Raw genomic sequence first — 13,535 nt, forward strand, 5'->3', positions numbered from 1 at the left:
GCCGCCATTTGCTTATCCTCCGATGCTCAGTTCAAGATCCGGCGCAGCCTCTTCCCGGCAGCGCAGGTGCACAAGTCCCAGTCGCTCGTATTGCTCGTCCGGCGCGTGGCATTCCTCCATCAGGCGGACCATGCCGCGCTGCAGCTGCGCTTCCAGTTCCGCGTTCTGCAGCTCGTTCTCCTGTCCGGGGTCCGCCTCGGTGTCCCAGAGCATGGTGTCGAAACGGCGGTCATGGGTGACCCAGCTGGTGTTGGAGATCTTCATCGTCCGGGCGCCCTTGGTGAAGGGGAAGGGCTCGGCCAGTTCCATGTCGTGGAAATCCTTGACCGCAAAGAAGCTTCGCATGTGTGTCGGCATCAGGGTGTACTGATGAAGCGGCTGGTTGTCGGTGTTTGCCGGCGCCTTCATGTAGACGTACCTTCCGTCGGTGATGTTCACATGGCCGCCGTGATTGCCAAAGATCGCCATGTCGCGCACCGGCGTGTCGTCCTGCACCACCCCCGCAAGGTCTTGGCCGGTCATCCGCTCGGTCGGCTCCTGGCCGAAAAACCGCAGCAAGGTCGGCGCGAGGTCGAGCGAGGGCTGCACCAGTGCGTCGCGCCGTTCGCCACGCTTGCCGCTGCGCGGATCCCAGATGAAGAACGGCGTATGGGCCACCTCCTGGTACATCGGCATCGACATCTTGCCCCACCAGTCATGCTCGCCCATCAGGAAGCCGTGGTCTGTCCAGACGATCAGCATGGTATCGTCCCAGAGGTTCTTCTCGTCCATCATGTCGAGCACCTTGCCGAGGTACTCGTCGCACATGCTGATCAGCGCCGCGTATTCGATCTTGAGGTGGGCGACCTCGTCGGGATGCTTGTCGCTCTTTTCATACATCGGCCAGTCGTAGAAAGGCCCTTCGTAGCTGCGGTAGTGCTCGGCATAGAGCTCCTTGTAGCGATCGAGCGTGTAGAAGGGCTCATGCGGATCGAAGGTTTCGATGTGCAGCATCCAGTTGTCTTCGTCGGCATTGCGGTCGATGAACTTCAGCCCGTCCTTGAAGGTTCTGGCCTGGGGAAAGTTCTCTTCGACGTTCAGGAACTGGCGGTTGATCCAGTCCTGCCGGACCAGGTAGCGCCGGCGTTGCAGCGTCGCCTCGTCGAGCTCGGAATAGACCTTGGTGTAGTTGTCGTAGAGCTTGGCGTTGGAATAGAGACCGTTCTTGCCGAAGGTGCGTTCGGGGATTTGCGGTTCCCTCAGGTCGCCGATCCAGGGATCGCCTTCCTGGCCACGCCAGTAGGTCCAGGTGGTGAACTGCGTGTGATAGTTGAGCCCGCCATCCTCGAAATAGTGGTTGTGATCGGTTGAGATATGAGTGTGGACCCCGGCATCGCTCAGCATTCTGGGCATGCTGTCGTCGAACGGCTCCATCGGACCCCAGCTGCGGTGCAGGAAATTGGGCCGCCCGGTCTGATAGTCACGCCGCGCCGGCATGCAGGGCATCGAGCCGACATAGGCTTTGTCAAAGGTCACGGACCGCTCGCCGAGCCGTTTGAAGTTGGGTGCGTGCACCCAGTCGTTGCCGTAGTTCGGCAGGTAACGGCGGCTAAGTGTGTCGAACATGACAACGATGGCCTTCATGGCTGACAATCCTCTTGGTTGCGATAGGGTGTGTTCCGTGTCTCGGTGGCGAGGGGGCGGCGCATCCGGCGCTGCGAGGCCGAGGCGCCGTCGAACAGGGGAACCCCCATGCCCTTGCCGCGTCTGCCTGCGGATGCCTGACCAAACGGCCCGACGAGTTGATGTCCTCCCGTGGTCATTGCGTTCCTCCTCCGCACACCGACCGATGTTCCGTTTGCGGCGATCCCTTCAGGCGAGGGGGCGCCGCATCGGTTGCCGGACGGTCTACAGGGGGCGGGTCTGTTTGCTAACGGGAATCCATGAAGCGTGCCTCTGAGAGGCACGCTCTTGCCGGTACCATTGCGCGCGACGCGCGGTCAGGCGCGGTCGAGGGCTTCAGTGATCCGCTGCGCGGTTTCGGAAAGAGCCTGAAGGTTGTCGCGCGCGAAGTCCTCGGGTTTCTTGTGCTTCTTGAGGTACATGACCACGGCGGCACCGATCACTCGGTTTTGCTTGCGAAAGGGTACGGCCATGCCTGCAAGGCCGTCATCGGAGCCCGCTTCGCCGATGTAATTCGGCAGGCGGCTGCCGTAGCCTGCCTCACGGGCGCGATCGAGGATGGCGAAGTACTCCGTGCGTGACAGACCGAACCTCCCCAACCCGTAGAGCGCATCATTGGCGCGCAGGTCCATGACGTCTTCGACCGCCTCGCGCGACAGCTGCGACAGGCAGGCGATCCCCGAGGCCGATCCGAAGATGTTGATCGGAATGTTGATGTTGCCGACATAGAGCTGGAACGGGCTGAGCTTGCGGGTACTGTCCACCATGGTCATGCAGCCGTAGCCCATCATGTGGATGTCGGTTGGCCATTCGATCTTTTCCGTCAGTGCCAGTGCACTGGGCATGATCAGGTCGGACAGATCGGAAAGATGCGGCAGGAAATCCGGATTGTGCCAACGCGGGATCAGGATGTTGGCGCGATACCGGCCATCGGCGACGGACCGGCGCACGAAACGCCGGTCGACCATGGTGTTCAACAGGCGCCGCAGCGGGGTCTTTGGAATGCCGGTCTCTTTGTGCAGCTGCGCCAGGGACATCCCGCCCCCCGCCGCCAGAACCTCAAGCACCGTGATGCCGCGGTCCATCGAGTTGTTGCGCAGTGACGTCAAGCCGAACCCTCGCTCTGAATGTCGGTGCCTGCGGGCAGTATGGGCCAGCCGCACGAAGTTGGCGAGATGCCCTGCAGCCCTATCGCCTCCGCCAGATCGTCGACGCCGCGGGAACGTCGGCCGATTTCCTCCATCATCCTTTTCGGGACCACCCCGGCCGGTGTCTTGCAATCAAGATATTTTAAGGGTGTTGCGTTCAGCAAGCACGTCGAAATACGCGGCCTCGTGGGTTCAAGGATTGGCTGCTGGAAAAACGAGTTCCCGGCACAGTTGAAAGGACCGCCATGGCCGGCTCACCGGTGGCTCACCCAGCCCGCGCGATTGGTCCCCAAGCCGTCGGTCCGAGCGCCGGAACCGCGCCGAGCCCCGCGATCTCTGCGCGCTTGGCGAAAGGACGGGCGGTGGGACCATAGACGGCTTCCACCCGGGACCGGTCGGGCAGGGAGGCCTGCCCGGCGAGGCCGGGGATGTGCCGGAAGAGCTCGGCCCGGGCATAAGGCGACATGACGTTCAACGCATTCGGCCCCGGGTAGAAGCTCTCGCTGGGAATGCCTTCGGCAAAGACCACCTCGTGCCGCGCGAAGAGCAGATGGACATAGGTCACCTCGCGTTTGCCGCGGGCAATCCGAACGCCCTTGGCCGTGTCGGTCAGATGAATGGCGCGCACCAGGTGATCAGACCCCAGCATCATTCCGTGCTGCCGCGAGACCAGCAGGTCACGCCGGTTTCCGAGCGCTCCTTGCTGGATCAGGACCGGGCGCAGTCTGGCATTGTCCTGCAGTTCCGCCTGGCCGACATGCCGCTTGCCGATCCAGAGCAGCGGCTGCAAGCCACGGTCGAGGGTGATGACCAGATCGCCGGGCGTGAGGGACTCGACAGGAACCTCGCCGCGCGGCGTCAGGATGCGGGTGCCGGCAGCAAAGCAGACGATTCCGGTGTTGTCGTAGGAATAGCTGTCGGCCGTCGCGCCCTGAACGGTCATCGACCGCGTGCCGAACTGGGTATTGTCGGAGTAATCAACCGCCCGGCCTTCGGTATCGAAGGCGTTCGACTGGTTCAGGATGCCATCGTCGGCCTGGTCGGCGCGCAACTCGTCGAGGCTGTCGTAATACTCGGCGAGATGCAGGTAGTCGTTGTTGAAGATGTTGCCGTCACCCAACCCGCCGGTGTTGCCGAAGTTGAAGTCGGTGATGGTGTCGTGGCCGTCGGAGATCTGGAAGAAGTCGTTGCCGGCCCCGCCGGTCAGCACGTCGTCGCCGGCATTGCCGTGGAAGGTGTCGTCGCCCTCGCCGCCGATCAGCGTGTCGTTGCCGCCGCTGGTCGAAAAGTCATCGCCATGCAGGACATCGTTGCCGATACCGCCGGAGATCAGGTCGCTGCCCTGACCGCCATAGAGCGTGTCGTTGCCATCGCCGCCGTCGATGGTGTCGTTGTCAGCACCGGCAAAGACGTGGTCGTTGCCGGTGCCGGCGCGGATAAAGTCGGCGCCGCCGTCGCCGTAGATCGTGTCGTTGCCGGCTCCGCCATAGAACGTGTCGTTGCCGGCGCCGCCTTCGAAATGGTCAGCCCCGTCGCCACCCTGCAGCAGGTCGGTGCCGCCGCCGCCAAGAAGCGTGTCGTCGCCGGCCTCGCCGTTCAGCGTGTCGTTGCCATCGCCGCCGGCGAGGGAATCGTTGCCGAGCCCGCCGGTGATCAGGTCGGCCGCGGCCGAGCCGGTGATCGTGTCGTTGCCACCGGTGCCGGCGATCTGGTCGACGCCAACAAGCGTGACGCCGGTAAAGTCGAAGTGGGCGACGGCATCGTTGGTCGAGAGGATATCGCCGGTGGCACCGCTGCCGTCGATGATCTCGAAGCCGGTCGCGGCGGAAAAGCTGCCCTGGATGCGGTAGGTGCCGGCGCCTGTCGCCAGGATGATGCTGTCGATGCCGGTCAGGCCGGAATCGGTCAGGGTGTTGGACAGGCCATTGTCATCGTCGTCGAGATAGATCGTGTCGCTGCCGTCGCCGGTCTCGACGGTGTCGGCACCGGTCCCGGTATAGACGACATCATCGCCGTCGCCGCCGTTGATGCTGTCGTGCCCCGCGCCGCCGTAAAGCGTATCGTTGCCGGCCCCGCCGGCGATCGTGTCGTTGCCGGTTCCGCCGTCGATGACATCGTTCCCAAAGCCGCCGGACATCCAGTCCGAGCCATTGCCGCCAGACATCGAGTCGTTGCCCGCCTGGCCGTAAAGCGTATCGTTGTCGTCGCCACCGTGGATCGTGTCGGCGCCGTCACCGCCTTCGATCAGGTCGCTGCCACTGCCGCCAGAGAGGCTGTCGTCGCCGGTGCCGCCGAGGATCGAGTCGCTGCCAAGCCCGCCATCGATGGTATCATTGCCGCCCTGGCCGGACAGGCTGTCATTGCCGTCCTGACCGAACAGGCTGTCGCTGCCGGACCCGCCGAGGACGGTGTCATTGCCGGCGCCGGCGGCAACGCCCATGTAACCGGTGTTGGCAGAGCCATCGACGCCGTCGGCCTGGTTTGTCAGCCAGAAATTCTCGATTTCAGTGAAGTCGACCGTATGCCCGACGGAGTTCGCCGAGCCGGCCTCGAACCCGCCGAAGGTCAGTGTGACGCTGTCGGTCAGCGCCCGGAAGTCGAGATAGTCCGTATCGGCCCCGAGCTCGCCGCCGACGATGGTGTCATGGCCGAAACCGGTGACGGCGATGAACTGGTCCGACCCGGCCCCGCCCAGCAGAGAGTCGTTTCCGGCGCCGAAATACAGCACGTCGTTGCCGTCGCCGCCGCTGACAGTGTCGTTGCCGGCCTCACCGTAAAGCGTGTCATTGCCGGTATTGCCAAAGAGGACATCGTCGCCGATGCCGCCGAGGATAACGTCATTGCCAGCGCCGCCATCCAGATAGTCGTTCCCGGCCTGGCCCTGCAGGAAATCGTTGCCGGCCTCGCCGAAAACGCTGTCGTCACCATGCCCCGCCACGACGGTGTCATCGCCGTCGCCGGCATAGACGACGTTGGCATTGCCGCTGGGACCGCCGCCAAAGCCATCGTCGATCTGGTCGCCGTCAGGATCGCCGGTATAGGCCGCGTCGATGCTGTCATTGCCGGCAGTGCCCGAGACGATGCCGTCGCGGGTGTCCATGGTCTGATAGGGCTCGGCCGAGGCAACGCCGTCACCGCTGTCTGCCGGGTCACCGTCCCTGCCGGCGGTTCCGGTGAAACTCTCGCCCGCCGCCGGCTGATTGTTGGCGGCATAGACAAAACCGACGTTGGTGTCGTTGATCCGAAGGATCCAGACTTCGTTCCCGGCGCCATCGACCATCGAGAACTCGTTCTGGATTGTCGAACCGGCCGCATAGGTGACGCCGTTGATGGTGACGGCCTGCGCCAGGGTCTGCGCGCCGCCGGTCTCGACATAGGCGTCTTCGAAGTAGGCATCGTCGTCGTTGACCACGAGATCGACGCCGGGACCGCCATTGAAGGTGAAGGTCTCGCCGATCCAGGTCGGCGCGGTGCTGGTGTAGTCAGGGCTGTTGGGGTCATTGGCGTGACTGTCCCCCTCGATGTCCGACATCGGAATGCCGCCGGGCAGCGTGAAAAGGGACCAGCCATAGACTGTGAGTTGATATGCCATCCGGACTACTGGGTCTTTTGCGTTGAAAAAGTTGAATTGTTTCGCCTTTGGCAACATTTCCGAGAAATGTGGCACAATAAGGGCAGCGGCCTCGTTTTTCGAGATCCCAGCTCGGAAGTTGCAGACGTGTGTATGTCTGAGACGGGCCGGCCGGAGGTTTCGGGGGAGTCTTCCATCCGAGGCGTTTCCGCGGCGTCGCGTTGAGGCGGTCTCAGATCATCTCGCGGTGGATGGTTGATTTCGATCGCCGCAGAACGCGCGCGATCTTATCGATGGGCGCGCGTGCGTGAGATGCCGGTCTTCTGTCGTTGGTCAGGGCAGCCAGATCGGTGTGGAAACGCCCGATCATCTCGGGCAGGGCATGGGCGGGGCGAGCGTCGATGCAGACTACCGGCGGCCCAATCCGCCGAAGCGCGTGCTTCGGGGCCGGCTACGTCCGGCCGGGCCGGATCGTGCGCCGCCGATGACACGGCGGGCCTGGGCCGATGTGCTCAGCTGACGGTGTCGATTGCGAACTGAAAGAGCGATTGGATGTGATCGGCCGCCGACTTGCGCGCGGCTTTTGGATCGCGCGCCTCCAATGCATCGAGAATCCTCTCGTGCTGGCGTGAATCGGGTTCCAGCCGTTCTGAAAGGCGGTCGATTTCGAACATTTTGGTGCCGGAGCGCAGGGCGTGCATCAGGTCGGTCATGACCTTGTTGCCGCAATTCTCGATGAAGAGCCCGTGCACCTCATCGTCCGAGCGCCAATGCGCGCGCAGGTCGTAGGGCTCTTGTGTCTTCACTGCATGCAGGGTGTCGCGGGCTTTCTGGAGGGCCTTGAGATCTATGCGATCCACGCAAAGTGCGGCGGCCTCGCTTTCCAGCAATTTTCGAACCTTCAGGCTTTGCAGGTACTCGCGCAGTTCGACCTTGCGCACGTGGTAGGATCGGCTGGCAGATTTGATCAGGACGCCCTCGGCCTCCAGCTTCTGCAGGGCCTGGCGCAGGGGGGTCCTGGAAACGCCAAGCTCATTGGCCAATTGCTGTTCCACCACAGCCTGCCCGGATACCAGCCTGCGCTGTTCGATCATGGCCGAGATCGCCGCATAGGCCTGTTCCGACAGTGTAGCGGCCTTGTTGGTCGCAGGGCTCTCGAGGCCGGGAGCGAGTGGATGGGTCAGCTTCGTCATGATCAGTGTCTTTCGTTTCCAATCCGGTCACCACGGTTGTGCTTAAAATGCAGGCGCTGGCCTGGGCCGGCGGCGATTTCAACCCACCCTTTCATGTATCCCAAAAGAAATCTATTGCATTCTGGCAGTATACAGTGATTAGTAAATTGTATACCGTGAGTACGCGGGCAAAGGATGCAACACATGAATGTCAGAACCGCCCCCCAAGGCAGAACCGAAAGTGCCATCGCCTTTCTGCGCGAGCTGATCGCGGCCCAGGTGGAGGGAGAGGCGGCGGTGCAAGCCGCGATCGGCGCGCGGTTGGCTCGGGCGGGATGTGACGTCAGTCACCATGAATATGACCCGGCCAGGGTGCCGGTGAAGGGTGAAATCGACGCGGCCAACGGGGCGACCGGGCTGCGCAGCGCGGTGGTGGGCAGCCTTGCCGGGCAGGCGGACCTGCCCAGCCTGCTGATCTTTGCCCATCCCGATGGCGAACCGGTGACCGACGCGGACCAATGGACGCATGATGCCTTTGCCGGCGAGATTGACAAGGGCCGGCTGCATGGCTGGGGCGTTGCAGATGACCTTGCCGGTTGCGCTGCGGCTGTTCTGGCGATCGAGGCCGCGGCGGCCAATGGCCGGCCCATGGGGCGGGTGGTCTTTGCCTCGACCCCATCCAAGCGTTATGCGCGCGGGGTTGCGGCGCTCTTGCACGATGGGCTGCGGGCGGATGCAGCGCTTTACCTTCACCCGGCGGAATCGGGTGTGGGCATGCGTGAGATCAAGGCGCTGGCCTCGGGCCACGTTGAATTCAAGATCACCGTCAAGGGCCAGGCTCCCGATACGACCGAGCCCGGGCATACGGCGTTTTCGCACCTGTCGGCCAACCCGGTGAACAAGGCTGTCCTGATCTATTCCGCCCTCATGCAATTGGCAGATGAGCGCGCGGCGCGCGTCCGGCAGCCGCAAATGGAGGCGCGGGTCGGCCGGGCGACCAATCTGCACATCTCTCGAATGCAGTGCGGTGAAATGCGCAAGTTCAGCCGTATCCACGACGAATGCATCATGGGCGGCGCTTTGTCCTTCCCTCCCGGCGAAACGCTGGCGGAGATCTGTGCCGAGGTCGAGGGCGCCGTTGCCAAGGCGGCACAGGCCGACGATTGGCTGCGCGACAATCCTCCTGTGGTCGAGTGGCTGACCGGCGTGACCGGGGCCCATGTGCCCGAGGCGCATCCGCTGTACCAGGTCACCGCTCGCGCCGTCAGCGCCGTCACCGGCGAGGCGCCTTACGTCAACGTGATGCACACTTCTTCCGACATCCGCAATCCGCCGGTCGAGGCGGGTATTCCCTGTGTCGCCTTCGGCTGTCTCTGTGGCGATCTCAGCCAGAACGAGAAGTGCGATGAATGGGTCGATGTGGATGACTTTCTGCGCATGGTGGATGTCACCACGCAGGTGGTCACCGATTGGTGCAGCGGCACGCATGACTGACTTCGACCATAAAGAGGGCCGGTCAAGCGGCCCCGATCCCCTTTCCCCCGAACTTTCCAACAGAGGTAAAAATCCATGAAGAATACGATGATGACCGGTACGGCGCTTGCCACCGTGATCACCCTGGCTGCCGGCGCCGTGCAGGCTCAGGACTGTCCGACCGATCTTCCGCTTGTCGAGGCTGGCAAGCTGACGATGTCGATCAACGCGACCATTCCGCCGAAGCAATACATTGATGCCGATGGCAATCTTGCGGGTCTGCACAAAGACTTGGGCGATGAGATTGCCAAGCGTCTGTGCCTTGAGCCGAACTATCAGAACGTGGATTTCGCGGTGCAAATCCCCGGTCTTGATGCCGACCGTTGGGACATGATCAACACCGGTCTGTATTTCACTGATGAACGCGCAGGCTTCATGCAGTTGGTGCCCTATTCCGTCAACGCCCTGGCGCTGATCGCGGCGGCGGGCAACCCTGAGGGGCTCTCCGGGCCCGCCGATCTCGCCGGACATCCAGTGGGTGTCGAGATCGCCGGGTTCGAAGAGAAGAAGCTGAACGAAATCAACGATGCCCAAGTGGCCGAAGGCCTCGAGCCGATGGATATCCGCGCCTTCAACACCTACGGCGAAGTCTTCCTTGCGCTTGGCGGCGGTCAGATTTCAGCGGTTTTCGCGGGTGATGCCATCGGCTCCTACTATCAGGAAAAGGGCCAGTTCTCCAAGGCGGCGACCGGGCTCTATCCCGGCACCCCGGGCGCCTTTGCCTTTGATGAGCCGACGCTCGCCCAAGCCGTGGCCGATGCACTGAATGCGATGAAGGCTGATGGAACCTATGACGCGATGATGGAGGCCTATGGCACCACCAGGATCGACGTCTGGGACCGCTGGCCGGGCGAGTTCACCTATTTCTACACCGGCAACTGACCCTTTCCGGACCAAATGACAAAAAGACGGGCGGCCCGCGTCGGCCGCCCCGCACCCGGAAGGAGAGACCATGTCCTGGAGTTGGGATCATTTCATGCAGTTCCTGTTCAGCCCCTACATGCTGAACGGGGTCTGGACGACGATCTGGCTGTCGATCGTCGCGATGCTGATCGGCTGTTCGCTGGGGGTCATGCTGGCCTTCATGAAGATGTCGAAAACCTGGATCCTGCGGCAGATCGCGAACACCTACATCTGGGTCTGGCGCGGCACGCCGCTGCTGGTGCAGATGGTGATCATCTATACCGTGCTGCCCAAGGTCGGCATCAAGCTGGGCGTGATCGAAAGCGCCATCATCGCGCTGTCGCTGCACGAGGCCGCCTATTTTGCCGAGATCGTCCGCTCCGGCGTCACCTCGGTGAACAAGGGGCAGGAAGACGCCAGCCTTGCGCTTGGCATGACCTGGGCGCAGCGGATGCGCTATGTCATCATTCCCCAGGCGACGCGCGTCATCATTCCGCCGCTGGGCAACCAGTTCAACCTGATGATCAAGACCACCTCGCTGGCCTCTGTCATTTCGATGGAAGAGCTGTTTCGCCGGACACAGCAGTTGGCCCAGCTCGAATTCAAGGTGCTTGAGGCCTACATGTGCGCGGCCTGCTGGTACCTGCTGATGACCACGGTCTGGGGCCTGATCCAGCAACGGCTCGAGGCGCATTACGACCGGCCCTTCGGCCCCGTCGCGGACACCGATGAACAGAAGAAACCCGACCCGGTATTGGCCGGCCAGGCCGCCCAGGTCTGAGATGGAGGACAAGGATATGAGCAATATGGAAACCGAAGTCCTCCCCTTGGCGAATGCCGGTCCGCGTGATCTTGGCCCGCCGATCGTCGAGATCAAAAACGTCGAGAAACGCTTCGGCAGGGTGACCGTGCTGAAGGATGTCAGCCTGACCGTGCGCACCGGCGAGGTCGTCGTGATCGCCGGTCGGTCGGGCTCGGGGAAATCCACGCTGCTGCGCTGCATCGACCACCTTGAAACCATCGAGGGCGGCAGCATCCTCGCCTGCGGCGAGAACATGGGCTACCGCCAGGACAGCAGCGGCAAGCGGGTACAACTGGGTGACCGCAGGATCGCCCGGCAGCGCCGCAACATGGGCATGGTGTTCCAGTCCTTCAACCTGTTCCCGCATCTCAACGTGCTGAAGAACATCACCCTGTCGCCGGTCAGGATCATGGGCGAGGACCCGAAAAAGGCCGAGGCCCACGCACATGAGCTTCTGGCCAAGGTGGGTCTGCCCGAAAAGGCTGATGCCTATCCCAGCCAGTTGTCGGGCGGCCAGCAACAGCGGGTGGCGATTGCCCGGGCGCTGGCGATGCGGCCGCAGGTCATGCTGTTTGACGAGCCGACCTCGGCGCTGGACCCGGAAATGATCTCCGAGGTGCTGGACGTGATGATCGACCTCAGCCGCCAGGGCATGACAATGATCGTGGTCACCCACGAGATGGGCTTTGCCCGCGCCGCGGCTGACCGCGTGTTGATGATGGCCGATGGCATGATCGTCGAGGAAGCGCCGCCCGAGGAGTTCTTTACCAACCCGCAGAGCGAGCACACCAAGCTTTTCCTGTCGAAGATCCTCTGAGAGGAACATCCCGTGATCAGAACCGTTCTGGGCGACATATCTTCGGATATGATCGGACCGATATTGCTGCACGAGCACTTGCTGTTCGACATCGTTCCGCCCGGAACACCGGGCGACCGGCAGGCGGATATCCGGGCCGAAGACCGCTGGCAGGTCGACTACCGCGCCAACGAATGCGCCGCAAACGCTGTGCAAACCGATGTCGCAATCGCCGCGGCCGAACTGGCGCACTACGCGGCGGACGGGGGCAGTCTCCTGGTGGATCAGTCGATTTTCGGTCTGGCCCGTGACCCGGAGGGCCAGGCCCGGGCGTCCCGGCAAAGCGGCGTTCACGTCGTCGCCGCGGCGGGCACCTATGTCGAAGCCTATGTGCCCGAAGATCTTCGGACACTGTCCGCCGAGGCGCTGGCCGACCGGTTCACGGCGGAGGTCACGGATGGGATGGATGGCACCGATATCCGCGCCGGGCTGATCGGCGAAATGGGATGCTCATGGCCGATGACGGCCTTTGAGCGTCGCGCGCTTGAGGCCGCCGCCGACGCCCAGACGCGCACCGGAGCATCGATCAGCGTGCATCCCGGGCGGCACGACACTGCCTGCGCTCAGGTGCTGGACATATTGGAGGCCAACGGCGCCGACCTTTGCCACGTCGTGCTCTGCCACATGGACCGCACCCACCCGGACGGCACGGGCATCCGCCCGCTGGTCGAGCGGGGGGCGGTGGTCGAATGGGACTTTTTCGGCGTCGAATCCTCGCACTACTGGATGACGGACGAGGTCGAGCTGCCCACCGATCTTGGCCGCCTGCGGCTGATCCGGGACCTGGCCGGACAGGGCTTTGGCGATCAGATCGCCATCTCGCATGACATCTGTACCAAGACCCGTCTGCGGCACTGGGGCGGGCATGGCTATGGCCACATCCTGCGCAATGTCGCCACTCTCATGCAGCGGCTGGAGTTTCCGCCGGCGCTCGTCTCCGCGCTTTTGCGCGACACCCCTTTACGATTGCTGAATATGAAGGAGAACCCGCAATGACCCAGTTTCGCGGCACCTATTCCGTGATGGTCACCGCCTATGATGACGCGGGCAATTTCGATCCCGGTCGCATGGCGCGCTACACCGATTGGCAGGTGACAGAAGGCATTCACGGGCTGATCCCGCTTGGATCGACCGGCGAGTTCCTGTCGCTCGACATCGGCGAACGCGAAGCCGTGGCACGCTGTGTCGTGGATACGGTGGCGGGCCGGGTGCCTGTGCTGCTGGGCGCGGGCGCGGAAAGCACGGAAGAGGTGATCGAGAACTGCCGAATGGCGGAAGCCCTGGGCGCCGATGGGGTGATGATCATTCCACCGTTCTACTCGACGCCTACCGAGGACGAGCTTTACCGCCATTATGCGCGGATCAGCGAGGCGACCGACCTGCCGATCATGCTCTACAACAATCCGGCAACGGCCAATGTGGACCTGACCCCGCCCATCGTGGCGCGGCTGTCGACGCTCAAAGGCGTGGATTATATCAAGGAAAGCACGATGGACGTGACCCGGGTGCGCGACATCATCGACTTGTGCGGCGACCGGATGACCGTCTTTGGCGGGATCATGGGCTTCGAGAGCTTTGTCAACGGGGCACAGGGTTGGGTTGCCGTCGGATCGAATATCCTGCCGAAGGAGTGCGCCGAGCTTTTCACCCTCACCGCGGATGCGCAGGACTACGACGCCGCCCGCGCGCTTTACAAGAAGATGCTGCCGGTGATCCGGCTGGTGGGCGGGCATCGCTATGTCGCGGCTACCAAGAAAGCGCTGGAGCTGATGGACCTGCCGACCGGCGATCCGCGCAGCCCGCGCCTGCCATTGCCGGAGGCCGAAATGCCCGAGCTTCTGGCAGCGCTTGAAGCGGTGGGGCTGATGCATATGGCCGAGGCCTGACG

The 13,535-nt window shown here is 63.1% G+C and carries 10 protein-coding genes; 6 read left to right on the forward strand and 4 right to left on the reverse strand.

The genetic code is table 11. The features are described from left to right. Window positions 1-12: 12 nt before the first annotated feature. The 4 genes from ACN0SE_RS01890 to ACN0SE_RS01905 form a co-directional block, all read right to left on the reverse strand. Window positions 13-1,623: a sulfatase gene (locus tag ACN0SE_RS01890; RefSeq protein WP_417522776.1), complete on the reverse strand. Its 1,611-nt coding sequence runs from the start codon at window positions 1,621-1,623 to the stop codon at window positions 13-15. A 356-nt stretch (window positions 1,624-1,979) separates the two neighbouring features. After that, window positions 1,980-2,771 (reverse strand): helix-turn-helix domain-containing protein, encoded by a 792-nt coding sequence (locus tag ACN0SE_RS01895; RefSeq protein WP_417522777.1) that lies wholly within the window; start codon window positions 2,769-2,771, stop codon window positions 1,980-1,982. Window positions 2,772-3,075: 304 nt separating this feature from the next. After that, a complete protein-coding gene (locus ACN0SE_RS01900; RefSeq protein WP_417522778.1) occupies window positions 3,076-6,402 on the reverse strand; it encodes a Hint domain-containing protein in 3,327 nt (1,108 codons plus the stop codon). Window positions 6,403-6,893: 491 nt separating this feature from the next. Continuing rightward, complete coding sequence (locus tag ACN0SE_RS01905) at window positions 6,894-7,574, reverse strand: GntR family transcriptional regulator (protein WP_417522779.1); 681 nt, start codon at window positions 7,572-7,574, stop codon at window positions 6,894-6,896. A gap of 183 nt (window positions 7,575-7,757) precedes the next feature. On the opposite strand from ACN0SE_RS01905, the gene ACN0SE_RS01910 reads away from it, so the two are divergent. From ACN0SE_RS01910 to ACN0SE_RS01935, 6 genes are all read left to right on the forward strand, one after another. Next, window positions 7,758-9,047 (forward strand): M20 family metallopeptidase, encoded by a 1,290-nt coding sequence (locus tag ACN0SE_RS01910; RefSeq protein WP_417522780.1) that lies wholly within the window; start codon window positions 7,758-7,760, stop codon window positions 9,045-9,047. Window positions 9,048-9,122: 75 nt separating this feature from the next. Beyond that, window positions 9,123-9,968: an ABC transporter substrate-binding protein gene (locus ACN0SE_RS01915; RefSeq protein ID WP_417522781.1), complete on the forward strand. Its 846-nt coding sequence runs from the start codon at window positions 9,123-9,125 to the stop codon at window positions 9,966-9,968. 70 nt (window positions 9,969-10,038) lie between these two features. Continuing rightward, entirely contained in the window at window positions 10,039-10,770 is a 732-nt protein-coding gene (locus tag ACN0SE_RS01920; protein ID WP_417522782.1) for an amino acid ABC transporter permease, read from the forward strand. Between the two features lie 82 nt (window positions 10,771-10,852). Then, window positions 10,853-11,608 (forward strand): amino acid ABC transporter ATP-binding protein, encoded by a 756-nt coding sequence (locus ACN0SE_RS01925; protein WP_417522882.1) that lies wholly within the window; start codon window positions 10,853-10,855, stop codon window positions 11,606-11,608. A gap of 12 nt (window positions 11,609-11,620) precedes the next feature. Beyond that, window positions 11,621-12,643 (forward strand): phosphotriesterase family protein, encoded by a 1,023-nt coding sequence (locus ACN0SE_RS01930; RefSeq protein WP_417522783.1) that lies wholly within the window; start codon window positions 11,621-11,623, stop codon window positions 12,641-12,643. Continuing rightward, window positions 12,640-13,533, forward strand: a complete 894-nt coding sequence (locus ACN0SE_RS01935) for a dihydrodipicolinate synthase family protein (protein ID WP_417522784.1) — start codon at window positions 12,640-12,642, stop codon at window positions 13,531-13,533. The genes ACN0SE_RS01930 and ACN0SE_RS01935 overlap by 4 nt, the downstream gene beginning before the upstream one ends. Window positions 13,534-13,535: the final 2 nt, after the last annotated feature.

Origin of the sequence: Marinovum sp. (assembly GCF_048263515.1) — a bacterium.
Classification (GTDB): Bacteria; Pseudomonadota; Alphaproteobacteria; order Rhodobacterales; family Rhodobacteraceae; genus Marinovum.